Annotated in this window: 31 protein-coding genes, 1 tRNA gene and 1 pseudogene; 14 read left to right on the forward strand and 19 right to left on the reverse strand. The window is 65.7% G+C overall.

The annotated features are described in order from the left end of the window. The coding region (locus QK444_RS09795; RefSeq protein WP_282779130.1) for a DNA polymerase III subunit delta' C-terminal domain-containing protein at positions 1-439 on the forward strand (439 nt) is incomplete at its 5' end. 63 nt (positions 440-502) lie between these two features. Next, positions 503-575: transfer RNA gene (locus tag QK444_RS09800), tRNA-Thr, on the forward strand. Between the two features lie 82 nt (positions 576-657). On the opposite strand, the pseudogene QK444_RS09805 reads toward QK444_RS09800, so the two are convergent. Together QK444_RS09805 and QK444_RS09810 are read right to left on the reverse strand one after the other, a co-directional pair. Beyond that, positions 658-948 (reverse strand): annotated as a pseudogene (locus tag QK444_RS09805) (tyrosine-type recombinase/integrase); the annotation flags it as partial. A 110-nt stretch (positions 949-1058) separates the two neighbouring features. Continuing rightward, positions 1059-2657: a DNA methyltransferase gene (locus tag QK444_RS09810; protein WP_282779132.1), complete on the reverse strand. Its 1599-nt coding sequence runs from the start codon at positions 2655-2657 to the stop codon at positions 1059-1061. Positions 2658-2761: 104 nt separating this feature from the next. Between QK444_RS09810 and QK444_RS09815 the strand changes: the two genes are divergently transcribed. Then, positions 2762-2956 carry a hypothetical protein gene (locus tag QK444_RS09815; protein WP_282779133.1) on the forward strand — a complete coding sequence of 65 codons (195 nt, stop codon included), beginning with the start codon at positions 2762-2764 and terminating at the stop codon, positions 2954-2956. Positions 2957-3027: 71 nt separating this feature from the next. Further along, a complete protein-coding gene (locus tag QK444_RS09820; protein ID WP_282779134.1) occupies positions 3028-3255 on the forward strand; it encodes a hypothetical protein in 228 nt (75 codons plus the stop codon). Here QK444_RS09820 and QK444_RS09825 read toward each other — a convergent pair whose 3' ends face one another. The 3 genes from QK444_RS09825 to QK444_RS09835 all read right to left on the reverse strand — a co-directional run bounded on the left by QK444_RS09825 (position 3256) and on the right by QK444_RS09835 (position 4835). Beyond that, on the reverse strand, positions 3256-3480 hold the full coding sequence (locus tag QK444_RS09825; protein WP_282779135.1) for a hypothetical protein: 225 nt from the start codon (positions 3478-3480) through the stop codon (positions 3256-3258). Between the two features lie 230 nt (positions 3481-3710). Further along, positions 3711-3866 (reverse strand): hypothetical protein, encoded by a 156-nt coding sequence (locus QK444_RS09830; RefSeq protein ID WP_282779137.1) that lies wholly within the window; start codon positions 3864-3866, stop codon positions 3711-3713. Positions 3867-4508: 642 nt separating this feature from the next. Further along, positions 4509-4835: a hypothetical protein gene (locus QK444_RS09835; RefSeq protein ID WP_282779139.1), complete on the reverse strand. Its 327-nt coding sequence runs from the start codon at positions 4833-4835 to the stop codon at positions 4509-4511. A 312-nt stretch (positions 4836-5147) separates the two neighbouring features. Here QK444_RS09835 and QK444_RS09840 point away from each other — a divergent pair, with 312 nt between their 5' ends. Both QK444_RS09840 and QK444_RS09845 read left to right on the forward strand, forming a co-directional pair. Beyond that, positions 5148-5456 carry a hypothetical protein gene (locus QK444_RS09840; protein ID WP_282779141.1) on the forward strand — a complete coding sequence of 103 codons (309 nt, stop codon included), beginning with the start codon at positions 5148-5150 and terminating at the stop codon, positions 5454-5456. A gap of 687 nt (positions 5457-6143) precedes the next feature. Next, positions 6144-6392 carry a hypothetical protein gene (locus QK444_RS09845; RefSeq protein WP_282779143.1) on the forward strand — a complete coding sequence of 83 codons (249 nt, stop codon included), beginning with the start codon at positions 6144-6146 and terminating at the stop codon, positions 6390-6392. A 52-nt stretch (positions 6393-6444) separates the two neighbouring features. Here QK444_RS09845 and QK444_RS09850 read toward each other — a convergent pair whose 3' ends face one another. The 3 genes from QK444_RS09850 to QK444_RS09860 all read right to left on the reverse strand — a co-directional run bounded on the left by QK444_RS09850 (position 6445) and on the right by QK444_RS09860 (position 10212). Next, complete coding sequence (locus QK444_RS09850; protein ID WP_282779145.1) at positions 6445-7380, reverse strand: tyrosine-type recombinase/integrase; 936 nt, start codon at positions 7378-7380, stop codon at positions 6445-6447. Positions 7381-7717: 337 nt separating this feature from the next. Beyond that, positions 7718-9733, reverse strand: a complete 2016-nt coding sequence (locus QK444_RS09855; RefSeq protein ID WP_282779146.1) for a tetratricopeptide repeat protein — start codon at positions 9731-9733, stop codon at positions 7718-7720. 14 nt (positions 9734-9747) lie between these two features. Continuing rightward, a complete protein-coding gene (locus QK444_RS09860; protein WP_282779147.1) occupies positions 9748-10212 on the reverse strand; it encodes a hypothetical protein in 465 nt (154 codons plus the stop codon). Between the two features lie 221 nt (positions 10213-10433). Here QK444_RS09860 and QK444_RS09865 point away from each other — a divergent pair, with 221 nt between their 5' ends. After that, entirely contained in the window at positions 10434-11063 is a 630-nt protein-coding gene (locus QK444_RS09865; RefSeq protein WP_282779148.1) for an AAA family ATPase, read from the forward strand. Here QK444_RS09865 and QK444_RS09870 read toward each other — a convergent pair. After that, positions 11057-11209, reverse strand: a complete 153-nt coding sequence (locus QK444_RS09870) for a hypothetical protein (protein WP_282779149.1) — start codon at positions 11207-11209, stop codon at positions 11057-11059. The two genes, QK444_RS09865 and QK444_RS09870, sit on opposite strands and share 7 nt — an antisense overlap. A gap of 464 nt (positions 11210-11673) precedes the next feature. Between QK444_RS09870 and tcmP the strand changes: the two genes are divergently transcribed. Beyond that, positions 11674-12720 (forward strand): three-Cys-motif partner protein TcmP, encoded by a 1047-nt coding sequence (tcmP, locus tag QK444_RS09875; RefSeq protein WP_282779151.1) that lies wholly within the window; start codon positions 11674-11676, stop codon positions 12718-12720. On the opposite strand, the gene QK444_RS09880 is transcribed toward tcmP, so the two are convergent. Both QK444_RS09880 and QK444_RS09885 read right to left on the reverse strand, forming a co-directional pair. Further along, positions 12717-13460: a phage Gp37/Gp68 family protein gene (locus QK444_RS09880; RefSeq protein ID WP_282779152.1), complete on the reverse strand. Its 744-nt coding sequence runs from the start codon at positions 13458-13460 to the stop codon at positions 12717-12719. The genes tcmP and QK444_RS09880 overlap by 4 nt on opposite strands. Before the next feature lie 385 nt (positions 13461-13845). Further along, on the reverse strand, positions 13846-14334 hold the full coding sequence (locus tag QK444_RS09885) for a DUF6326 family protein (RefSeq protein ID WP_282779154.1): 489 nt from the start codon (positions 14332-14334) through the stop codon (positions 13846-13848). Positions 14335-14493: 159 nt separating this feature from the next. On the opposite strand from QK444_RS09885, the gene QK444_RS09890 reads away from it, so the two are divergent. From QK444_RS09890 to QK444_RS09900, 3 genes are all read left to right on the forward strand, one after another. After that, a complete protein-coding gene (locus tag QK444_RS09890; protein WP_282779156.1) occupies positions 14494-15633 on the forward strand; it encodes a histidine kinase in 1140 nt (379 codons plus the stop codon). Continuing rightward, positions 15630-16286 (forward strand): response regulator transcription factor, encoded by a 657-nt coding sequence (locus tag QK444_RS09895; protein ID WP_282779158.1) that lies wholly within the window; start codon positions 15630-15632, stop codon positions 16284-16286. The genes QK444_RS09890 and QK444_RS09895 overlap by 4 nt, the downstream gene beginning before the upstream one ends. A gap of 170 nt (positions 16287-16456) precedes the next feature. After that, on the forward strand, positions 16457-16882 hold the full coding sequence (locus tag QK444_RS09900) for a hypothetical protein (RefSeq protein WP_282779160.1): 426 nt from the start codon (positions 16457-16459) through the stop codon (positions 16880-16882). Positions 16883-16925: 43 nt separating this feature from the next. On the opposite strand, the gene QK444_RS09905 is transcribed toward QK444_RS09900, so the two are convergent. Genes QK444_RS09905 through QK444_RS09920 form a run of 4 tightly spaced genes read right to left on the reverse strand, consistent with a single transcriptional unit; the run spans position 16926 to position 18001 of the window. Next, entirely contained in the window at positions 16926-17321 is a 396-nt protein-coding gene (locus QK444_RS09905) for a DUF6188 family protein (protein WP_282779161.1), read from the reverse strand. 49 nt (positions 17322-17370) lie between these two features. Beyond that, the gene (locus QK444_RS09910; protein WP_282779162.1) at positions 17371-17625 is read right to left on the reverse strand and encodes a hypothetical protein; all 255 of its coding nucleotides are present in this window, start codon (positions 17623-17625) and stop codon (positions 17371-17373) included. After that, positions 17622-17828 carry a hypothetical protein gene (locus QK444_RS09915; RefSeq protein ID WP_282779163.1) on the reverse strand — a complete coding sequence of 69 codons (207 nt, stop codon included), beginning with the start codon at positions 17826-17828 and terminating at the stop codon, positions 17622-17624. The genes QK444_RS09910 and QK444_RS09915 overlap by 4 nt, the downstream gene beginning before the upstream one ends. Continuing rightward, complete coding sequence (locus QK444_RS09920) at positions 17825-18001, reverse strand: hypothetical protein (RefSeq protein ID WP_282779164.1); 177 nt, start codon at positions 17999-18001, stop codon at positions 17825-17827. Before QK444_RS09920 ends, QK444_RS09915 begins: the two co-directional genes overlap by 4 nt. Before the next feature lie 176 nt (positions 18002-18177). Between QK444_RS09920 and QK444_RS09925 the strand changes: the two genes are divergently transcribed. Further along, positions 18178-19410, forward strand: coding sequence for a helix-turn-helix transcriptional regulator (locus QK444_RS09925; protein WP_282779166.1), 1233 nt, complete (start codon positions 18178-18180; stop codon positions 19408-19410). A gap of 26 nt (positions 19411-19436) precedes the next feature. On the opposite strand, the gene QK444_RS09930 is transcribed toward QK444_RS09925, so the two are convergent. Both QK444_RS09930 and QK444_RS09935 read right to left on the reverse strand, forming a co-directional pair. After that, positions 19437-20501: a diacylglycerol kinase gene (locus tag QK444_RS09930; protein WP_282779168.1), complete on the reverse strand. Its 1065-nt coding sequence runs from the start codon at positions 20499-20501 to the stop codon at positions 19437-19439. Positions 20502-20527: 26 nt separating this feature from the next. After that, on the reverse strand, positions 20528-21316 hold the full coding sequence (locus QK444_RS09935) for an SDR family oxidoreductase (protein ID WP_282779170.1): 789 nt from the start codon (positions 21314-21316) through the stop codon (positions 20528-20530). A 140-nt stretch (positions 21317-21456) separates the two neighbouring features. On the opposite strand from QK444_RS09935, the gene QK444_RS09940 reads away from it, so the two are divergent. Then, entirely contained in the window at positions 21457-22104 is a 648-nt protein-coding gene (locus QK444_RS09940) for a TetR/AcrR family transcriptional regulator (RefSeq protein WP_282779171.1), read from the forward strand. A gap of 61 nt (positions 22105-22165) precedes the next feature. Here the strand turns inward: QK444_RS09940 and QK444_RS09945 are convergent, their stop codons facing one another. Then, positions 22166-22393: a DUF6374 family protein gene (locus QK444_RS09945; RefSeq protein ID WP_282779172.1), complete on the reverse strand. Its 228-nt coding sequence runs from the start codon at positions 22391-22393 to the stop codon at positions 22166-22168. Between the two features lie 50 nt (positions 22394-22443). Further along, positions 22444-22824, reverse strand: a complete 381-nt coding sequence (locus tag QK444_RS09950) for a hypothetical protein (protein WP_282779173.1) — start codon at positions 22822-22824, stop codon at positions 22444-22446. A 162-nt stretch (positions 22825-22986) separates the two neighbouring features. Between QK444_RS09950 and QK444_RS09955 the strand changes: the two genes are divergently transcribed. Next, positions 22987-23436, forward strand: coding sequence for a DUF2752 domain-containing protein (locus tag QK444_RS09955; RefSeq protein ID WP_282779174.1), 450 nt, complete (start codon positions 22987-22989; stop codon positions 23434-23436). Positions 23437-23607: the final 171 nt, after the last annotated feature.

Here is a 23607-nt window from a genome sequence, read left to right on the forward strand (position 1 = left end):
GGTCAGCGCCGAACGCGACGGCAAGGAACGCGAGGAACTGGCCACCGCCATGGGCGCGGGCGGCACCGGCAAGGGCACCGCCTCGGCCACCCGGGGTTCCGCCGGAGCCCTCAAAGACCTGGAACGCCGCCAGAAGTCCCGCGCCACCCGCACCGGCCGCGACGCCCTCGACCGCGCCCTCATCGACGTCGCCGGTCTCTACCGCGACGCCCTCGCCGTCCGCCTGCGCGCCACCACCCCCGACGCCCAAGGCGTCGCCCTCACCCACCCCGACATGTCCGACCAGATCCGCGAACTGGCCTCCGACGTCCGCCCCGAGGGCCTACTCCGCTCCATCCAAGCCGTCCTCGAATGCCGCGAAGCCCTCGACACCAACGTCAAACCCCGCTTCGCCGTCGCCGCCATGGTCGCCACCCTCATAGCCGCCCGCACCACCTAGCCCCCGACCACCGGTTTTCGCGATCCGCGCCGAAGACGATAGACTCGCACCGCCGAATGGCACGCCACCTTAGCTCAGTCGGTAGAGCGCTTCACTCGTAATGAAAAGGTCGGGGGTTCGATTCCCCCAGGTGGCTCCGGAACAGCAGGTGGCGAGTAGGTTTCTCTCGCCACCTGCTGGCGTTTCGGGGTTCGAATCCCACCTATATCCCAACAAAGTCACTCGACGTGCACCGCCTTGTGCAGTGCTTCGGCTGCTGCGGGGTGCACTCGGCCGCGGGCCATGTATCGGCGCTGAGTCATCGACGGGTCGGCATGACCGAGGACATCGGCGGTGACTCGCGCGGACAGGCCGGCGTCATCGAGGATGGTGGCGACCGCACCGCGGAAGCTGTGCGCGGTGATGTCGTCCGGGATCCCGAGCGCGTCGCGTACCCGCTGCCATTGGTGCTGGACATTGTTCGGGTCGCGCAGCGTCCAGTTCTCCGAGGGGAACACCAGGTCGTACTCGGGGGGGTTTGGCGGGCGGATGCGCCTTCTTCCGCAGCCACAAGGGCTGAACGTATCGAACCGCCGTCCTACAGTAATGACAAAGGTCGGCGGTTCGTGTCGAAGCCCGGTCAGGCGGCGGTGTCGAAGCGTTCGATGTCCTCGCCGGTGACGGCTTCGACTAGGGCACAGCCCAGGACTTCGGAGACCGGTGGGGTGACAGCGTTGCCGTAACCGCGGGCTTGGGTGCGTTTGTCGCCGAGGGCTTGGAACTCGTCGGGGAAGGCCATGCCGGCCCGGATTTCGCAGCATTCGAGCATCCGGAAGGTGCACTCGTCGACCAGGGCGTTGACTTCGTCGATGCCGAGCAGGCCGAAGCGGTCGCGGGTGGTGAGAGTGCCCATCGGTTCGGTAATCGGGTGGGCGCGGCCGGTGCGGTAGTAGGGCACCAACAGATGCCGCACGGCTTGAGCGGCGTCGGTATCGGGGTGTTGCACCAGGCCGTGGTGGAAGCCGGACGCGGCGAAGGTCGCCAACGGCTGGGCGACACCGCGCGCGGACTTCTTGGAGCCTCCACCGCGCAGTTCGGCGATGAACGGGGGTACTGCGACGGCAAGTTCGCGGCGGGTGGTCTGGGTCGGTAGCGGTGCCGAGGCGGGGCGGGCTTGGCCGCTTCCGGCGCGGCCAGTGGTCGATAGCACCAGTGGCGGCATCACCAGAGCGTCGGTTTCGCGGGTGGTGCGGGTGGGCATTGGGTGGTCGATATCGACCGCAGCGGTGCGCCAGGTCCCGCCGACGGGCTGCAGGAAGGGTCGGTGGGCGTAGCGGGATAGGCCGATGCGGATGCGTTCGATGGTGTTGTCCTCCAGGGGTTTGGCACGGTTACCGATCTTGTCCCCGGGAGGGAGTGTCCAGTCGATGGCGGTGGCGGCCGGGGCGGTGAACGGGTCGACCACGCTGTTGCGGCAGCGGATGGACGGGCAGCGGTACACGTACTGGCCGTGGCGGCCGTAGCGGCCCATGTCCTTGCGGGGGTCTTTGAACACCTGCACCGCGTCGACGGTTTGCTCGCAGGTCGGGCACCAGGCGTGCGGGCGCAGCCACTTGTCCCAATCGGGCTGGCGTACCAGGGATTTGAGCCAGTAGGCGACGTAGAGGCGGTCGCGGGACTGCGGGGCGCGGCGGCACCGGCGCGGCATGACGTGCATGGAGTTGAACGCGATCACCTTGGTCTCGTAGCCGGGGCCGATGTCCTGGATCTCGCGCAGCCAGCGGTTCCAGTCGTCCCAGCGGCGGCACTGGATGACGTTTTCCATCACCCCGGCCAGCACCGGCCAGTTTCGCGCGGCCATGGCCCGCAGGTACCGGGGGATCTGCTCCACCAGCGCCCGTGAGCGCGCCGCGGCGGGATCTTCCACCGTGCCCAGCTCCTCGTCGAACATGGTCAGCTGGTTGGAGCGGTCGAAGTAGCGTTTGACCCCTTTGGCGTCGGTCCATTCCGGGCACGCCGGCGAGGCCCAGAACAGCTCGGTCGGCGGCAGCTTCTCCAGCTCCAGCCCCTCCACGTCCCCCGGCGGCAGATGCTCGGCATCGGGGAAGTTCAGCTCGTGTACCGCCACGGCGACCGGATTGTGGTTGGCCGCGATCCGCAGCGAGATCCCGGGAACCTGCTCCCAGCCCAGCGAGTCCCCGCCCCATCCGGCGAAGAAGACCGTCGATTCGAGTGTCACAACACCCTCCAATGTGAACAAAGTTCGCGAATGAAGTTCACGCTACGGAGGGGGTGGGATCATGTCAACTTTGTTCGCGAACATTGTTGGGTAGGGTGATGGGCATGACCGACGACACCGGCCACGGACCCGCGCTGCGCGCCAAACGCGAGGCTTACGACACCGCCCGCGCTGAGCTGCTTGCCGAGATCAAAGCCGCCCTTGACGACGGTGAAGGCCCCAGCGCCATCGCCCGCGACACCAAATTCACCCGCGAGTACATCGCCAAGATCCGCGACGGCAAAGGACCCCGCTCCTGACCAGGGTCCAGGCAGTAATCGTGCGACCGGTGGATTCTCGCGGTCCGGAGCGCGCTCCATAGAGTGAGGTCGTGGCAGGGGAGCGGCTGACCTATTTGCGGGCGGAGCTGGCGCGCATCGGCGAGCAGATCGAGGCCGCCCTCGCGACCGACCCGGACGCCGACACCACGGACCTCGAAGACGAGGCCGGGGTCGTCCAGGACGAGATCGACGCCATCCTCGAAATCATGAGTGCCGAAGCTCAGCAGCAGATTCGGGCTCGCTCATCCAGGACACCGCCGTCGGAGCGGCTGTTCTGATCAGTTGAGTTGAGCGCGGGCCTCATGCAGGTAATGGGCGCGCCACCACTGGTCTTCCAGGTCGTTGCCGGGCATCCCGCTTTTGCGGGCTTCAGCGGCTACCTCGCGGATCTCGCGGGTCAGCTCGTGGTGGGTCTTGCCGTGGTGAGGGTTGGTGTGGAAGTAGGTACTCAGCCAGTTGCGCGGAGTCGCGACGACGCCTTCGGCATCCAGGTATCCGTGCATGTGTCCTCGTCCTTCGGCGGCGGCGGAACAGGCCGCCTGATCACGGTAGACCGGCAGTCGGGCACTGTGCGGGTGCGGTGGATTCCGCCTGCCCCGTTTGTCAGCAGACGCGTAAGTGCGGTCGAGTCGAACGGATGCCGCCGTGGCTAGGAGACTGATCGTTCGCGCCAGGGATGGTTCATCGGGCCAGCCCCTTTCGGTGCTCCCGCTACGGCGGCTTGGTGTTCGGGTCAGTCCACGATGATGAGCCTTTCGATCTCGTCACCGTCCTTGAACAGGACCTTCTTGCCTTCTTGGTCTGCCTGAAAGACGGTGTTGCCGTAGGCCACCAGCCGTCGGACCGCCTCGGTGACGGTCACCCCCTTCGCCTTCGCGAAGTCGCGCAAGATCGTGGCCGTAGCGTGGTTCACGTTGATACTCAGACGCGGCTGCGGCTCAGGGCCCGCATCGCCCTGCTGCTGAGTGGAATCGTGGTCAGCTAGCGGACCCTTCGCCCGCTTCGACTTTGGGGGAGTCATACTCCGTTCCTTCCATTCGGTTGCGTTTCAGGACCGATCGCGCAGGTCGACGCCGTGCTCGGATGCCTGATGATCGGACTCCATAGTTACTTTCGTACAATTAACTGTTGCAAAATATCAGAGAAATTTGCATCAACATTGCGATCTTCTTACTGATGGAAACGGTCAGGGGTGCGGTGATATGCCCGATCGGCGGTGTGTAGGTTGGGTGTGTGGTGCAGCACAACCCCTCCCTGTCCTGGGGATTTCAGAGCGACGACAGGCCGTCGGAGTCTCCGACACATCTGATCACGCCGTATTACGAGTCGAGCCTCCCCGATCTGGCGGTTCTTGGGGCGGGGGCCGTGTTGGGCTTCGTCGCGGCAGCCGTGATCCTGGCTGTGCGGTCCGAGCTGGCGCGCAGGTTCCCCGCGGGCGCGCTCGGGACACGGCGGTAGACCGGCGTCCGAACTCCAGGAACGGACGTCGGTCTGCGTCGCTGTCATTACCTGCACAGGATCGCGGCGATCGCTACTGTGCGACGATCACCTGGTCCGTCCTGCCTTCTGCGTGTAGCAGTACCTTCCTGCCGGCTTTGTGTGCCTGATAGACGATGTCGCCATAGGCGATGAGTCGTCGGACGGCCTCGGTGAGGGTTACCCCCTCGGCGTCCATGAGATCGCGTAGACAGCGAGCCGTAGCGCTGTTCACGTAGGTGCTCAACCGGGCCTGCGGGGACTCCTCCTGCGCCTCGGCCTCGGGTTCGGATTCAAAGTCTGGGACCGCGACTAGACCCCGCTGCGGCGGGTCGCCTCCCTCGGGAGTGCGCGCTCCCTGCTGACGCCAGAGTTCAAGCATGATGATCGTCCCTTCGTCCCGAACCGATGTCGCGCGACGAGTGGAGGTTGTTCGACCAACCCCTGGCGTTTCCGTGCTTTCGCAGGACGCACACCCCGCGACCACCCTTCGGGGATCCTCTCGTTTGGATAGGTGCCTACGATTATCGCATACTTTGATCGGTTCCTGAGTAATATCTGAGTGTGAAAACCAATCAAACTACATTCAAAAATGCTTAAGAGCACAGTAAGATGTGAGGGAAACTCAGGTCTAGCCCTGATGTTGCTGGCGTCGCTACCGCGCCAGCCCGATCCAGCTGGGAAGGGATAAGCAGTGAGTGATCAGCCTGAACTGCCCTCAGGTGACGATGCGGAGAGGCCGCCACCTGAGGGCGACGACCACCTAGTCTCCTTCGACCGGGCCAAGGAGACTCCCACCCATGTGGTGGTGCCCTACAGGGAGCGTCGACTGGGGTACACCGCGGCCATCGTGATCATCGTCGGAGTGTTCTCGACGATGCTGGGGATCGCGATCGTCGCACCGGAGTTGCTCGAGCCGTGGATCGTGGGAGGAGTGCTCATCCCGCCCGCGACCGGCGCCGCGGGCATCCTGGCCTACTACAGCACGCGCCCCAGTCGCTGAAGGCCAACCAAGCTGGCCAAATTCCTCCCGACCGTGGTTGTGCCGCAACACCCTTGACGATCAGCCCCGACTCCCCGGTGGCGGCGCAGCCCAGGCAGGCTCAGCACGAAGCCTCCCTGTCCGCCGAAGGCGGTGACCCTGGACGCTATGGAATCTCTGTGGCGGAGGTCAGCGGTTGATCAGTATTGCGCGCCGGCGGCAGCGGACGATACGCGGTGACGGTGGACGATACGCGGTGACAGTGGACGATACGCGGTGACAGTGGAAGAGGTGCGCGGATAGATGGGGAACCCTCCGGGAGGAAGTAGCCCCTACGGCAGCGGGAAGGAGGGAAAGTTCACCGTCATGAGCGGTCTAGGGGCCGTGGTCGGCGCGGTGGCAACCATTATCGGAGTCGTCCTTGGCATGACGGCTCAGTGTTCGCGATCTTCTTCTCTCCCCTCGCCGTCCACCAGCGCCTCAATGTCGACGACCACGATGCCCAGATCGATCAGCACCTACCCAACGACATTGGTGACCGTCAGGTCCACACCCGCGAGCAGCAGTCTCCGTGTCACGCCGACAACTTCGGAGCCAGCGCCACCGGAGATACTTTCAATCGCCATCGAGACCGAGAAACGATGCTGTGTAGGCGAACGAGTCGGCCCGGACCTGTTTCAATCGAGATCATCCAATCCAGGAGTAGACATGTCCCTCCGGTGGCGCGCCCGCGGCACCGACGGGGATCTCCAGTCGTCGAACTGCACCGTGATCATCACCATCACCGGCCCCGACGGATACGACGAGCAGCGCCGCAGCGCCGAATGCACAGGACGGCCGGGCTCGGTGCGACTGTTCCCGAAGGCGCTGGGTACCTACACCATCTCAGTCTCGATCGTGCCCCCTAGCGGTGGTCCGCCAATGCTCGCCGACAAGACCTTCGAACTCGTCGGTTGAGGTTTCCTCCTGACGTACACGCCCTTCGTTGTCACTGATCGGTACGTCGAGTTCAGTGCGGTCCGCGTTGTCGACGCGCGGTGCGGATCTCGTTGTCGGCGACCTTGTCCGCGAGCAGGGTGTAGATGAGGGTGGTTTCGGTGGAGGCGTGGCCGAGGCGGCGGCGTACCACCTCGATGCTGACGCCGGAGTTGATGAGTTCGGTGGCGTGGGAGTGGCGCAGCTGGTGGATGCCGATCTCGGCTCCGGCTGTGGTGCAGTACTTCTGCCAGCGGTGGTGGGCGGCGGAGTAGGACAGTGGGCCGCCGCGGCCGTTGATGGAGGCGCGGAACATCGGCCCGGCGGTGTAGCTCGCGCGCTTGAGGTACAGGCGCACGAGGGCGACGTAGCCGCGGTCGTCCAGGAGGACCGAGCGGACCTTGCCGCCCTTGCCGTGGATGCGGACGTGTTCGTCGTCGAGGGTCAGGTCGAAGTCCTCGACATAGAGCCCGCACACCTCGTCGGCGCGGGCCCCGCACACGTAGACGGTTTCGAACAGCACCCGATCGCGCAGCACATCCAGGGGGATCTCCTTGTGCGGGCGGCGTGAGCAGATCGCGTCGAGCACCCGCACGACCTCGGTGCGGGCGGCGGGGCGGGGCAGGGTCTTGGGCACGGTGATGGTGTCGACGCGGTCCATGGGGTTGGCGTCCAGGAGGTCGTGGCGGACCGCCCACCCGCAGAACGCGGCCACCGAGGCGCGTTTGCGTTTGCGGGTGGCCGGGGCCTGGTCGGCGATCTCGGCCAGGAACGTGCGCACCGCCGCGACCCCGACCGCGGTGATATCGCCGTCGACGTGGTCGGCGAAGGCCAGCAGATCCCCGCGGTAGGCGCGGATGGTGTTGGCCGGCCGGTTCGCATTGCCCAGATCCCGCAGGAAGTCCTCGATGTGCACCGCCAGCGGAACTCCATCGGCGTCCTCGTTCGCGTCGAGTTCGTGTGCGCTCACAGCCACCATCCTCGAAGTTGCCCGATAACCAGGAACCGAACGCTCGCGGGCGGTCCGGTGCCGCGCAGGTCGATCACGCCCACTCTAGCCGATATTGCCCGATAACCTTGGTTATCTGGCAACAAGCTGAACGACCGAGCGTCGGCTCGCGAGTAGTCGGAGCTCAACTTTCGACGAGGAAAGAACTACAAATCTCGCAAAGTGCTCTGCCGGGACAGATTCGAAGCGCCATGCGCTGATCACCCGAAGCACACCTATCCCTGGGCCCGTTGAGGGAGTTCCGGTAGAACTCCCTCAACCTGCGGTCGTCGCTGCGGGCTGCGTCGATACCAGCAGATCAAGATCTGCCACCGAAAGGCCACATCCGACGTCTCTGTCGGCGATCGACAAACAGAGCATCGAGCCTGCTCGCCGCGTCCTGGTGGCCAGCCTCGGCGGCGCGGCGGAACCAGGTCTTCGCTTGGAGGGTCTCGCCGCGTTCCGCGAGCAGGACACCGACGCGGTAACTCGCGTCCGGATGTCGGCTGTGCGGGTAGGGGTAATAGTTGCCCGTAGCCTTGCGGAGCCACGACTCAGCCTCAGCAAGTTTGCCTCGCTCAGTGAGCAGGACACCGAGGCGGTACCGGGCGTCGTTATGACCGTCAGCCGCAGCTTTGCGGAGCCACGACTCAGCCTCAGCGAGCTCACCACGCTCAGTGAGCAGGACACCGTGATCGAATTTGACGGTACGCAAGTGATACTTCGCGCCGTGGTGACCGGAGTCGGCCGCCGTGCGGAGCCAGGACTCTGCCTTTTCGATCTCGCCACGGTTGGCGAGCACGACACCGAGACGGTACATCGCGTCACAGCGGTACCAAATGTGACGGTCGAGCCGCGTGGCCGCCCCGTAATAGCTCGGCGCGAGCGTGCTGAAGACGTCCCCAGAGATCCCAAAAGGGAAAGGACTCGCAAAGGGGGAAGGATCCACAACGGGGGGAGGATAGGCATCGTCAGCCGTGCTGAACAAGGATTCGGCTTTAGCGGTCTCGCCGCGCTCTGCAAGCGAGATGCCGAGGTCGTACATCTTTCTGGCCAGCTCAAATTTCGCGTCAGGGTGGCCCGCGGCGGCGGCCTTGCGGAGCCAGGACTCCGCCTCGGCTGCCTGGCCATGCTTGGCGAACTGGATTCCGACGGAGTACATCGAGTCACGGTCACCGACCTCGGCGGCCTTGTGCAGCCAGGACTCCCCTTCAGCGATCTCGCTACGGTCGGCGAGCGAGACACCGAGGTGGTACATCGCCTTCGAGTGGCCGGCGTCGGCTGCCTGGCGTAGCCATGTCTCTGCTTCAGCGATCTCGCCACGGTCGCCGAGCATGTCAACAAGGCGGTACATCGCATCCATGTGGCCGACGGCGGCAGCGCCGCGGAAACAGGACTCCGCGTCGATCAAATGATCAGTGCCGATCACCATCCTGTTCGTGGTGATCTCGATGCCGAGGCGGTATATCAGGTCGGCATGACCGGCGGCGGACTGGCGGTAGGCCCAGTTCGGGTCTTCCCGGGGCCTCTGACTTGTATTGAAAGAGAGACTATCTCGCTGCCGTTCGGTGAGTTTCGGTCCACCGCCGAGGAGCTCGCCCAATCCATAGTTGTCGAAATGCATACTGGGGTATCTGCCTTTGGCAGCGATCTGCTCGTCGGGATCCTCACCGGTGGACATCAGGCCGATGATCAGGGCCTGCTCGAACAGCAGACGAATGTCGCGCCGCAGTTCCCTCTCACCACGCAGGTGGTCTAGCTTCTCCGAACGCAGCGTCGCCACGACCACGGTGCGGCCGGGCCGAGCGGTCAGCTGCGCCAGCACCCCCGGAGTGAGCGGATCGGGGGCGTTTACGTATTCGTGCAGATCATCGAGCCACACCACGAGCGGGTCTGTGGTGTCGGTGAGTCGCGGATGATTTGCCAATTCGCGCAAATGGTTCTGGGTCGGCACCAGCACCCGCGCCGACCGACCGTAGTTGCGGACGGCTTCGAACAGCGTGCGGGTTTTGCCCACCTTCGGCGGCCCGACCACCAACACCATCTCGGACCCGGACAGCGCGGTCCCCAACCGGGAATCGACCCGGTTGGCGGTCCGCGCCACATACGGGTCGGACCGTCCGTGATCATGAACATTGCCAACTACCGACGCGGTCGTTCCTAAAACGTACGGGTTCACCTCCGAGTTCAGGGGTAGATCGTCGCTTCCGAACAGCGTGACGAGTTCGCGCACCGGCCGTGGCGTTTTGGCCGGCGAGTGGTTGAAGAAGAAGTCGCCACCAACACGGTTACCAGTGAAGGTGTTGACAAGAACGCCCGGCGGATCCGAACGCACGGTGGTGCCGGGAGTCAGGACCGCGCGTTCCGGGGGTCCGGCGGCTCCGAAATCCCTGCCTGCACACCGTGGATCCGCACGTCACCCCCGATCGTGCCGTCCTCCACTCGCACACCATCACCAGTGGATCTCACGTCCGCCACCTCCAGCGCGGCGGCCACAAGATTCTTCACATCCACACCGACCACCACCCGCGGAGCATGTTGTTGCACCGCTTCCAGCACCGCGACGGCAGCCTCAGCCAACTCTGAATCACCCCCGACACCAGCATCTTCGAGATCCTCGGCCAACGATTCCCGTTTGGCTGCCGAGTTCGGTTTGCGTTCCACCGCGGTCACGTCCACGTCGCGGTACTTGCCCGAGAGCAGATTCTTCAACCCGGTATACGCGTCCTTCACAGCCTGGGATGCGGTCTCTGATACTCCCGCCACCGCACCCGCCGCGATCGCCGAAACCACTACTGCCGTCACAGGATCCATTTCACAATCGTTCCCGCTTGCTCTCGCCCGGTCAACGCCCGGAATTACCTGCGCTTACCGCGCGACCTCGGCACCGCCCTTCGCGACTCGGGGTTAGGGAGTATCGCCCGATAACTGTAGTTATCTGGCAATCATCCGCCCTCCAGCGGGTCTGAGAGACTAGGACTACGCCCTGCAACAAGTAGGTGAGCGCGACAGTCCGCAGAGCCTTTGGAGGAACGATGAATCCGACCGCCAGACCAGCGGTTCGATCACTGCCTGCCGAAGTCCGCCCGCCGATGGCGGATGCGCTCGATCAGATTGCGAGCGAAGGCTGTGGAGGTGTGACGGTCATCTGTGGATTCCCTGCCTCCGGCAAATCCACGGCTGCCAAGTATCTCGCTGCCATCATCGATGCGGTCATCATTGACAAAGACTCATTCGCGCCAGACCTCGAGGAATCGGTGATGACCGAGCTGACGGGCAACCCACACGACAAGGACAGTGCCACGTACATGCGCGTCGTCAACCCGCACATCTACGCGGCCTTCGTCCACCAAGCGCTCATGGTCGGACACCGAGTGCCGGTGGTCGTCGACGCGCCGTTCCTCGGCCACGTCCAAACCGCCGCAGCTCGCGGCCTCTCGCTCTCCGAGCAGATCACTTCGAGCACCTCGCTACCCGCACCGCCGGTGCGTACGGTCTGGGTCTCTGCTCATCCCCTTCAGATTCGAGAGCGCATGACCCATCGCGGCGCGCACAGAGATTCCGGGAAGCTGGCGAACTGGGACGATTACCGCGCGAACGTACTTGAGTCCGGAGTCGAAGACGCTGCACGAACGGTTGTCGACTACGTCGCCCGGAACTACTGAGCCAGGTCGCTCACCCGTCGGCACCCGCCGGGCGCTGAGCCAATCTCCTCCTTGTGGTCCTCTGTTTCGGCGACGTCGACGGCAAGCTGGACCACCGCGCTGAGCGCGTCCTGACGCGCGAACACGACGCCGTAGGCGTCGGACATCCCAACGCACCCACCTGCTCTACGCAAGGTCGGCACCCAACCCTCCTTCCTTGTGGTCCTCATTCCTCTCCACCCCCATACCTCTTCACGCTGTCTCCACCTGCGAGAAGCCTGCGCCAAAGGCGCAGTTCAGGGCCCATTCGCATCAGAGTCCGATCGGAATCCCACTCCGATCCATTCTGAAGCTGTTCCGCATCGATTCCGCATTGGTTCCGCATCGAGAATCGCCCGGAGGGGTGCTCATGGCCTACAGCGTGGGCGGCAGAGGTTGACAACGTCCGTCTACCGGCAGCCTGGAGGCATGTTGCCGCCTCGCTGGGCGCGATGGGGCAAACCGGGCACGCGCCGTCACTGTCGTGGCACTGAGCGTCATCCTGTTTGCCAACAGAAATGGAGCGAGTTCAGTATTCTCCGTGGGTCGGGCCAGGGTGGTATGGGCCCGCAGGGGTGGCAGGAGGCCCACGGTGGCACGTGAATGGTCCTACTGGACGAGCAACAAGCTCAATATCCTTGGCGACTACGTGCCGGCATTCAACACGGCATCAAAGAGTTGTTCGGAGCGGCTGTATCTCGATCTGATGGCGGGACGGCCCGAGAACGTCGAGCGGCTGACCGGTTCGGTGATCGATGGCTCACCGCGGCGGGTGCTGTCTGCGGACCCGGGTTTCACCCGGCATGTGTTCTTCGAGCTTCCATCTAATGCGGACAAGCTGGAGGTTGCGCTGCGCAACGAGTTCCCGCAGGCGGACTTCCGGGTGGTCCGGGGTGACTGCAATAGAACAATCGATACTGTTCTCGCCGATCTGCAACCCTTGAACTGGGCACCGACGTTTGTCTTCATCGACCAGCAGGCCGCAGAGGTGGAGTGGGAGACGCTGGTCAAGCTGTCCAAGTTCAAGAATCCTAGATCGAAGACGAAGGCGGAGCTGTGGCTACTGGTTTCGCCAGCATCCGTCGCTCGCGGTGTTGGCGGTCAGAAATCGAAGACCCGAGCGTTCCGCGAGAAGATCAGCCGCTTCTACGGCACCTGGAACTGGTTGAACATTCAGGACGCGCGAGATGCTCGGATCATTACCGGGCCCGAGTATCGGGACGAGATGGTCAATCTCATCCGGTTCCGGTTGACCGAACACCTCGGGTACCTGCACACCGAGCGGATTCCCATGCGGATGACCAACGGGCACACGATCTATGACATGGTATTTGCCTCCGATCACGACGTGGGCGCCAAGATCATGCGGGACCTGTATCGCAAGGCAGCCGAACGCGAGCCCAGAATGATCGATGAGGCTCGGCGGCTAGCCATCACGAAGCGGGAAGAAGAGCTGGGGAAGTTGTCCCTGATCGCCCTGTCCGAACTGCCTGCCACTGAACCTCTGCCAGTCATGGATCCGGAGGGGAAAAGAGAAGTGCTCTGGAGGTCAACGCCCTACTGGAGGCCTTCGAGCCGAGCGTGGTGGACCGATCGCCACCGGCCACCGACCGATCACGATTTCGGGAGCGGCGATTAGTTGGCCAAGGCCGGCATCTCGCCCCACACCCTGCCATCGAGCTCGCGACCCATCGCCTTCGGTGTCCGCCCACCCCATTGTTTGAAGAAGAACGGGACGTCAGCGACCTTGCATGCGTCGCGGATGTTGCGCACCCACGCCGGATCCATCGGTCGGTGGCGCACGCCGGATTCGCCACCAGCGATCACCCAGCTGATGCCGTCGAGTTCCAAGTCGTCGAGCGGGCCCAGTAGCGGCTCACACGACAGGAATCGGACGGCCGCCGGGACGTTCCGCAAATGGTCGACCCGGGTTAGGTAACCGGCGTTCTCGACCGACACACCCATCCAGATGTTGCTCGGCCAGTCCAGTTGGTCTGCAACGCGTTTCAGTCGTAGCGATCGTTTGGTGAGTATCTGGTAGGTGTGTTGAGGGGTTTCCCTCATCACGTCGAAGACATCCCGGATGAAGCCGATCGGTACTTTTGCGTGGAAGAGGTCGGACATGCTGTTGACGAACACCACGCGGGGCTGTCGCCAGTGCAGTGGAATCTCAAGTGCTGATGGGTGAATCGTTACTCCGAACCCGGGCCCTGACGTACGCGGGTCGCCATCGTGCTGGTATTTCTCCGCGCCCATCGCCTTGAGTCGTTTCGCCAGGGTCATCGCGTAGCAGTGGTCGCAGCCGGGTGACACGCGGTCGCATCCCGTGACGGGGTTCCATGTCGCTTCGGTCCATTCGATGCTCGACTTGTCCGCCATGACACCTCCCCTCTCGAATTGGTCTTGACAGTACCTTCGTAACGACATCGTGTAGTGGTTGGCTGCGCAGTCTGTTTGCCGGCTTGTGCCGATGTTTGAGCCCCAATGAAGTCCCAACGAAATGGTCGCTCGTGCGCGTCGTACGAATGTGCATTCGATTGTCGAGAGTAGTCTCTTGTGAGACCTTTTCGCAGGTACTCACGGTCTCGCAGTAGCGTTCGACATCACGTGGTTGTGGCGGGTCGCCATGGTCGGCCGTAATGAAAAGGTCGGGGGTTCGATTCCCCCAGGCGGCTCCGGAACAGCAGGTGGCGAGTAGGTTTCTCTCGCCACTTGCTGGCGTTTACGGGGGCGGCGCGGCTAGGCCGGTGTCATCGAGGATGGTTCACGCTTGGTGTTGGGCGCGAACGGGATCACGGTGCGGGATGGTCGACATGGTCACCGACGCTGTGGTGCGGGGCCAGGTCCAGGCGTACCGCAGAATGAGGGCGAGCAGGACCAATTCCAGTACGACGCCGAGGCCGTAGAAGTACAGCCAGGACTCACCCAGCGCGTTGAATGCGGTGACGGGGGCGTAGAGCGCGGCCACGATGAGGTTTGCGATGCGATTCACCCTGGCGGGCAGCGTCATCGACAGCATGACCATGAGGATCGGGACGGCCATGAGGGTCAGCGCCGTGGTCGAAAAGGTCTGGGAGAGGTCGAACTCGAAGACCTTGCCGTCGAGGATGTCTTGGACGACGCCGGGTGTGAAGAAGTTGAGAATGTCCACGTAGGCGTACAGGAACATGAAGCTTGTCCACGTTGCGGCGAGCTTGGCTCGCACCGGCATCGGCTGTTCTTCCAGGGTGGTAGCGGGTTGACGTGTTCTCATCGTGGGCTCCGTTGTGGTGTGGATCGATAGGTCCACGATCACCGAGCCCAGCGGCGGACACACCGGCCCGGAGGCCGGAGTTGACCTGGCCGATGGCAGGAGCCTTATCTCGTACTTTCGGCTGGTACGCCGAGGCGCGCCGATCCCTAGGATGAAGCCGTGGTCACTGCCCGGCGCTCCATCTGGCATGAGCCGCGGCCTGCCGACGTCCCACCCATCGGTCGGCTCGACTGGCTGCTGGTGGGCGTGTTCGCGGCCGCAGTCTCGGTAGAGGGCATCGTGCGGCCGGGCTTGGCCTGGCGACCCCTGGTGGTGGTGCTCGCGCTGGCGCTGCTGCCCGCCCTGCTCTGGCGGCGGGGTCGCCCCCTGACGGCCGCCCTGGTCGGGTGGGGTGTCGCCGGGCTGCTCTCGGTCCTCCAGCTGACCGCGCACCCCGGGGACCTCGGCCTTTACGCCATGATGGCCGTCCTGATCCTGCTCTACTCCCTGGTGCGGTGGGGCTCGGGGCGGGAGATGGCCTTGGGGGCGGCGTTCGTGACAGTTGTTGTCGCGCTGGGGATGTACGCCGCCGCCGCGGGCTGGGCCGATGTTTTCGGCGGAAGCGTCCTGCTGCTGTTGCTCGTCGCCCTCGCGGCGGTGTTCCGCTACCGCGCGGACCTCTGGCATCGCCAACGGCGCGAGATCCGCAACCAGGAGCGGGTGGCGCTGGCGCGCGAGCTGCACGACACCGTGGCCCACCATGTCTCGGCCATCGCGGTGCAGGCGCAGGCCGGTGGCGCGGTCGCCGGCATTCAGCCCGAGAAGGCTGCGGAGGTCCTGGCCGCGATCGAGTCCGAAGCGTCGCGAACCTTGGCGGAGATGAGATCCATGGTGCGGGTGCTGCGTGCGGAGGAGTTCGTCGCCTACTCACCGCAGCGGGGTGTCGCGGACCTGCCTGCGCTGGCGCGCGCCGACGCGACGCCCACCGTCGAGGTCTCGCTGGACGGTTCGTTGACCCGGCTGGCTCGACCCGTGGACGCCGCGCTCTACCGGCTCGCGCAGGAGTCGCTGACCAACGCCGTCCGGCACGCCCGGCGCGCGACCCGCGTCGGAATCGACGTATGCCGGGAGGGTGACGCCGTCAGGCTGCGGGTCAGCGACGATGGACAGATCGAGCCGGGGCCGGTCCCGGAGCCCGGGTTCGGTCTGCTGGGCATGGCCGAACGCGCCCAACTCCTCGGGGGGTCGCTCTCCGCAGGGCCCGGACCCGAGGGCGGCTGGGTGGTCGAGGCCGTGCTGCCGGTGCGGGCGCTGCCATGAGCATCCGTGTTGTCGTCGCCGACGACCAGGATTTGGTCCGGACCGGTCTGGTGATGATCCTCGGTGCGCAACCCGGCATCGAGGTCGTGGGGGAGGCGGCGGACGGGCTCGCGGCGCTCGACCTGGCGACCCGGCTGCGTCCCGATGTCCTCCTCGTCGACATCCGGATGCCCGGGCTCGATGGCGTCGAGGTGACCCGGCGCCTGGCCGGGCCGGACGTGACCGACCCGATGGCGGTCGTCGTGATCACCACCTTCGACCTCGACGAGTACATCCTCGGTGCCCTACGCGCCGGTGCCAGCGGCTTCCTGCTCAAGGACGCCGGGCCGCAGCTCCTGGTGCAGGCTGTTCACGCGGCGGCCAACGGGGACGCGCTGATCGCACCCAACGTCACTCGTCGGCTGCTGGCGACCTTCGCCGATCAGGCGCCGGCGGTACCGGTCCAGCCCATCGACCCGCTCACCGAGCGCGAGCAGGAGGTGCTCGCGCTGGTGGCACGGGGCCGGACCAACGCCGAGATCGCCGCCGAACTCTTCGTCGGCTTGAGCACGGTCAAGACCCACGTCGCATCGTTGATGACCAAGCTCGGCGCCCGCAACCGCGTCGAAATCGCGATATGGGCATACGACACCAGACGCGCGAGAGCCGATTAGCGGGTACGGATCGCAGCGTGGGTTCGATCCCTCCCCGCGGTTCCGAGATCGAAGGCCCAACCCGCAACGCCGGGACGGACCTCGTCGTTTCCGCCCTCGGGCGATCCTGCGTCACCCGCATCGTGTGCCATGCTGCTGGAATGGCGCGCGCGGGGACGTGGACGGTGGGGATGGCATTCGCGCCGATTGGGTTCGGGGTCGGTGTGGTGGTGGCCACCGCCATCCTCAATGAGGTGGCCGATCGGTCGGTGGCCACCGATATCGCCGGTAACTGGATGGTCGTCATGGTGTTCGGCGCCGTGTTGTTCCTACCGGGGATCGTGTTCGCGCTGTTCGGCGCTTCGATGCTGTGGAGTCGCACCGGCACGGTGACGGCGATGCTCGGACTCGTCCTGCTGTCCCTGCCGCCGTTGCTGTTCGCCGCGGCCGGAATCGAGGAAGCGGTTGGGCCGCCGCGTGATCCGTACTCGCCGAGTTGGACCGCGCGCTTGTCCCTGTCCGCCGCGTTGGTCTACGCGCTCCCGTTCGTCGCGTTGGTGCTCGGCAATGCATTCGCGACCTGGATGGTCTGGTCGGGGCGGGCGGCTGGGCGATGATCGTCACTGGTCGGTGCGACGCCCTCGCAGTACCGGCTGGGTGTCAGGGGTGAGGCCAGTCGGTCTCCGATGCGCCGGGCGGGCAATCCCAGCGTGCGTCGGGTAGGCAGGCCGCCCAGGCTTCGTAGGCTGCCTGAGGAGGGCATGCGATGTATGCGCCGGTGTCGAAGGTGAGGGTCAGTTCCCAGTTCCGGATCTGTGCGGCGGTGACCCGATGGTTCAGCACGCCGAGAACTGGGCCGGCGGTGGCCGGATCGTCCTCGACTCGGACGTCCCAGGTGTTTTTCGCCGCGTCTATGTATCGAAAGTCGGTCAGGTCGACGAAGATACCGGACCGATCGCGTGCGCCGAGCTCGAAGACCAAGCGCAGGTACGATTTCCACACCCAGATCTGTTCGACCTCGAGTCCGGTCAGTGTGGTGAACTCGCCGATGGCCACGACCAGAGCGTAACGAACGTCCCCGGCAGGTTTACTCAGCGCGGATCGCTCACCGGCCGGAGATCCGGCCGCAGGTGGGTCCGCCGGGGCGCATGGCCTCGCGTTCGGCGAGGATCTGCCAGAACAGCTCGCGCTGGGCGGGGAACAGGTCGAAGCACTTGCCGAGGTCGACACCGTTCTCTGTGGGCGGCATGGGCAGGTCGCACACTGCGAAAACGGTTGCGACGCCGTCGATGATCGCCCAGCGTGCGGTGCCGCTCGCGTGCGTGGTGATGTACATCGTCGGTGTGGGCGGCGCGCTCACTCCGGCCATCCCCCCGGTACCAGCTTGCCGTCGCCGACGAGCTTCTTGTACGCGATCGTCTTCGTAAGACATTGGCCGACACGGCATTCGAGGTGTGCCTGCATGGCCTCATGTGGATGCTCAGCCGCCCATCGGGAACTCGCGTGGCTGATGATCGCGGCGATGGTCGCGGCGTCGATGCCTGCGGGAAGATGAATCGTCATGACGACCCCTGCAGCGGAACGAGCGGGCGCGCGGCCTCGGCGTCGAGGCGTGCCTGGATCTCCGCGACGGTGGGGCCGCGGTGGTGACGGGCGTGGGGCGCATGGTCGAGTGCGGCGGCTGTGGTGACCACGAGGAGTAGCGCGGTGACCACGATTGCGAGGATGATTTCCATGTCGGGTGCCTCCAGGTCCCTGGAACGGTTGGAGTGCACCCGACGCCGGGGGAGACGGGGCTATCGACCCGGCGCCGGGGCTGACATGAAGAGTGGCAGGATTCACACGGCGTTCTGTCCCGCTGCGGGACACACGGCTAGCATGGTGCTTTGCCGACGCCACCGAGGGGCAGACTATGGGCGAATTCCGGATCGACGAAAGCCGCTACATCGGTCAGCGTGTGCGGGCCATTCGTGCCCGCCGTGGCATCTCTCAGCAAGTACTCGCCGATCGCACCGGCATTCTGAGTCGAGGGGCTATCGCGAAGTACGAGGCGGGAGAACGGCCGGTCGACTCGCGCCGTGTCTTGTTGGCGCTGGCCGAAGCCCTCGGCGTGTCCATCGGCGACCTCACCGGGCATGAAGGGGACCGCTTCGACCCGTCCGCCGCAGGATTCCACATGTCGGTGCCTGCGATCGAGACCGTGCTGTGGACGCGGGGAAACATCACCGATGCGCGCCCGCCCCGAACTCTCGATGAGCTGGCAGCCTTGGCGCAGAGCGCCACACGTATGCGTCATGATTGCGACTACGCCACTCTCGGGCCGATGCTCGCACCGATGCTGACCGACTGCTATCGGCATCTTCGAGATGCGAAGGGCAGCGAGCAAGAGCGAGCGTGGGACGTGTTCGCCTCGATCGTCTACGGTGTCGCTTCGGCTCTCAAGGCGCGTGGCTACCAGGCTCTAGCCTGGACGGCGGCGCAGGAGGCCGAGCGCGCCGCGCCACACACCGGAAGCACGGCCGCGCTCGCGGCTACCGCGTTCGTGCGCAGTCAGGTTCTGCTGTCCCGGCCCGATGGCCTGCCTGCGGCTTTGGACATCGCCAAGAGTACGGCCGACCGTATCGACGCGGACGTGCGCACGGTCGGCGATGTCGAAACGTGCGGGATGCTGCACCTGCAATCATCGCTCGTCACCGCGGCATTGGGCGGCGATCCCGGCCCGCACCTCGACGCGGCGGCCGAGCAAGCCGACAGGCTGAGTGACGCCGCACCTTCGGCCTCGGTGGTCCGCAACAAGACGTTCGCGGCATCGAATGTCCAGCTGTGGAGGATGTCCGCTGCCATGGAACAACGCGAACCCGGTCGTGTTCTCGCCCTTGCGCCGACCCTCTCGCCCGACGACCTGCCCGTCCAGGGCCGTCGAGCACAGTATTTCGTGGAGATCGGCCGAGCCCACGCGATGCAGCGGAACTACCGCGAGTCGCTGCACTCGCTATTGCGCGCCGAACACACAGCGCCGCAGCATGTTCGGAGTATGACGCATGTGCGCGAACTGGTCGGCCACATGATGCGCTCGGCGCGTAGGGACCTCACTTCCGGGGAGCTCGGCCGACTCGCGCAGCGGGTCGGGGTGGTACCTGTATAGGGCGGTTTCGGGTCCGGTTTAACGACTCAGGACACCAGTCCGCGACCGGTCGTGAGCGGCAAATCGAGGGCGGTGAGCAGGCCCGGCCGCGCTTCTACCACCGCGGGGACGGCGCTGACCAGGCGGGCAGCGGTGCCGATTACGCCGGCCAAGGCGTGGTCGCCGTCGCTGTAGAGCTGGAGGTCGAGACGGTAGTCGGGGTCGCCGTCGATTTCGACTCGGTAGCAACCCTTTCCGGCCGGTTGGGGCCAGTCGGGGGCGAGGTCGGGGTGTAGACGGGTGACGTGTTCGAGGGTGAGGATCTCGCGGCCCGCACGCACGCCGTGCACCTGGAAACGCAGTGCTGCGGCCGTTCCGGGGGCTACCGCGCGGTCGCCGACGACGAGTTTCTCCGTCGCCGGGAGCCGCTCGAAATGTTGTGTCACGGCATCGAGTTCGACGCCCAGGCCGGCGGCCAGCTGCCGGACGACGCTGCCCCAGGCGAGGGTGAGTACACCGGGCTGCAGCAGCATGGGCAGGTCGTCGAGGGCGCTGCCGAAGCCCATGATGTCGAAGACGACCTTGGGATTGTCGTAGGTGGAGTAGTCCATGATCTCCGAGCAGACGACGTGGTCGATGCGCTCGGAGCCGCTGGACAGCACCAGCGGCAGCCAGTCGTTGGCCCAGCCGGGGTCGATCCCGTTGACCCACAGCGAAGCTCCGCCCTCCTCGGCCGCGGCGACGATCGGCGCGATGGCCTCGTCGGGGAGGACGCCGTAGGGGTACTGCAAGAAGACGGGGCTGCTGGACACCACGTTGATGCCCGCGCGCAGGAAACCCTTCAGCTCTTCGACGGCCTCCATGAGCCGGTCGTCGGCCATGGCGGTGTGGACGATGCAGTCCGGTCGCAGGGCGAGCAGCGCCGCCGCGTCTTCGGTGGCGGTGACGCCGATCTCGCGGTCGAGACCGGCGAGTTCGCCGGCGTCACGGCCCGCCTTCTCCGGGCCGGACACCCAGACGCCGACCAGTTCCAGTTCGGGCCGGGCGATGATGGATCGCAGTGCGCGCCGTCCCACATTGCCGGTGCTCCACTGCACTACGCGATAGGTCATATCGAATGTCCTTGTGCTGTAGGTGATCACAGGTCGGGCAGGCCGAGGTCGAGGTTGGGCCGTTCGATACCGCCGTCCACCTCGAGCACCTTGCCGGTGATGTAGCCGCCGGCGCGGGAGCTGAGATAGACGATGGCGGCGGCGATCTCCCAGGGCTCGCCGAGCCGCCCGAGCGGGGTGGCCGACTCCATGGCCGATTTGATCTCCGGTTGCCGTGCGACGACATCCAGCGCGGAGGTGAGAACCGACCCGACCGCGATGGCGTTGACTCGGATCTTCGGGGATAGGTCGGTCGCGGCCAGCCGGGTCCAGTGTGCGAGTGCGGCTTTGGCCGTGCCGTAGGCGAGGAAGCCGCGTCCGGCGGTGCGCCCCATCATCGAGCTGATGTTCACCACGGACCCGCCGCCCGCGCGCAGCAGGTGCGGGACCGCGGCCTGGGTCAGCGCATGCGCGGTGGAGACGTTGAAACGGAATGCCTCTTCGAGGAAGTCGGTGCCGGTGGTCATGAACGTGTTGGGCATGGTGCCGCCGACATTGTTGACCACGATGTCGAGGTGGCCGAGTTCCGCGGCCGCGGTGTCGGCGAAGGCCCGCACCGCGTCCAGGTCGGACAGGTCGCAGGGGACGGTGACGGCGCGGCGGCCGAGGGTGCGGATCTGTTCGGCGACCTCGTCGAGTTGTTCTTTGGTGCGGGCGGCGATGGCGACGTCCGCGCCCGCTTCGGCGAGCGCGAGGGCGGTGGCTGCGCCGATGCCGCGGCCCGCACCGGTGACGACGGCGACGCGGCCGTCCAGGCGGAAGGTGTCCAGGATCATCGAGAAAGTCCCTCTCCGAGCTGACCGTTGTGACTGTAGTCACCAGCAGCTTTAAGAAATAGTACTTAACTGTCAAGAAGAACTTCTTTATCCCCTGGTGGGGCGCTACTGTGCTGGCAGGCGAGTACGGAGGGCGGAGGATGGCGGCGACGGATGCGCGGAAACGGATCATTCTCGCGGCGGAACGGCTGATCGCGGAGCGCGGGCAGGCGGTGCCGCTGCGGGATATCGCGGCGGCCGCGGGCCAGCGGAACAACTCGGCGATCCAATACCATTTCGGATCCCGCGACGGTCTCATCGCGGCCGTGGTCGAGCTGCGACTGGCCACGTTGGAGGCGCGGCGGCTGGAACTACTTGCCGAACAAGCGGGTTCGGGCACACCGCCCGGTGTGCACGGGTTGCTCGAAGCGCTGGTGATCCCCATGTTCGAACTCGGTGAGCGGCACGGCGTCCACCACTACGCCCGGTTCCTCGCGCAGATTCACACCCATCCGGCGGTGACGGACGCGGCCAATCTCGACAGCGCCGAGCGGACGTCGGTGCGGGTCATCATGCAGGGCCTGGACCGAGAGCTCGCCGACCTGCCGCCGCGGCTACGGGTGCGCAGACTGCGCGCGGTGACCACGATGCTCTTCGCGCTGCTGGCCGACTTCGAGCGCGCGGTCGAGGCCGGAAAGGTGCGCTCCGGGGATGTGGACGCCTGGGGAGAGATCATCGACATGCTCGCCGGATCGCTCACCGCGCCGGTCACCGATCCAGCCGGTGTCCGGGTCCGCGGCTACCGCTGATGGTTGAGAACCGGCCTAGGCTTGCCGCTGCCAGGACCCGGTACTAGATCGTCGTCGGCCATCAGCCGGGCCATTCGTCCATGTGTCCGTGGAAGGTGGAGCGGTCCGGTGCCGGGTCGGTGGGGTGTATCTCTTCCAGGTAGATGCGCATGCCCTCGGCGATCTTGCCGGCGGCGTGTTCGAGCTGTTCGGGGGTGATGTATTTGCCGAAGGCCGCCGCGTCGAGGAGTTGTCTGCGGACCTGGTCGAGGTTCATGCGAGCCCAATCGAGGCGGGACAGTTCCGGCATGGATGGGGAGATTACCTCGAGTCGAACAAACTTTCGATAGTAGGGGAGGGCTACGACATGTTCGTGAGGATCGGGAGCGGCTGGGTTTCGGTGGCGGGGGCCAGGGCGTCGATGACGGCGGTGAGGCGGATGGCGGCCGCGCCGAGGGTGGTGGAGTAGGAGCGGCGGCCCTCGGCGGCTTCGCCGGGGGTGGTGGTGTCGACCATGTCGAGGGCTCGCGCCCACTGGGACAGGTGCGCGTTCGCCTCGGCGGCGGACAGGTCGGGGTGGATGGTGCCGCGGAACTCCGGCTGCCGCGCGGCCGTGAAGCGGGCGCAGCAGTCCCATAGCCAAGTCGCCGGGGGTAGCGGTGTGCCCGCGGTGGCGGCGGCGCGGGAGTTCACCAGGTCGGAGACGGCGTCGATGGCGTCCATCATCAGCGAATCGGTCACGGCGACAGCGTGTCACCTGCGGTGATTGGTTGCCGGTAACCGATGCGGGCGTGTCGACGCCGACTCCGCCCGGGCGTCGGAGGTCCGGAATGCCCAGACCCGGATCGGGTGCGATGAGGCCGTGCCTGGCGCACCCGATGCCACGCCACTACCGTTGATCGCGTGGACGCCACCCTCGCGAATACGCCCGATACACCGCCCCGCTCCCGGTGGCGGGCCATGGGGCTGCCGCTGCTCGCCGGTGGCGCGGTCGCGGGAATCGCCGCCGCCGTGCACTTCCGGGACCCGCATCAGGAGGGGTCGTGGGGGATCTGCCCCTTCTACGAGCTGACCGGTTTCTGGTGCCCCGGCTGCGGTGGCCTGCGCGGACTGCACAATCTCACCGACGGGCGGGTGCTGGACGCGGTGCAGAGCAATCTGCTGCTGTTCCCGCTGTTGCTGGGATTCGTTGCGTGGTGGGGGTATTGGATGGTGCGCAGCTGGCGCGGGCAACCGGCGCAACTGCTGCCGCGGGGGCTGCCGCGCCCCCTGCTCTGGGTGACGCTCGCCTTCCTGGTGGCCTATACGGTGTTCCGCAATACGCCGTGGGGGAGCTGGCTGGTTCCGGTGTGACCGGCGGCGTGGCCGAACGGGTGGACGTCGCCGATCGGGGCATGCTGTCGGTATGGGTGATTCGCTGAAGAAACGAGTGCGCGAGAAGCTGCTGCGGCAGCTGAACGAGGACGGTGCGCCCGATCCGGACCAGGACGATACCCGGCAGGTGTCGGTTCTCACGGATCTGGA

The organism is Nocardia sp. CC201C (assembly GCF_030010695.1).
Taxonomy (GTDB): Bacteria; Actinomycetota; Actinomycetes; order Mycobacteriales; family Mycobacteriaceae; genus Nocardia; species Nocardia otitidiscaviarum.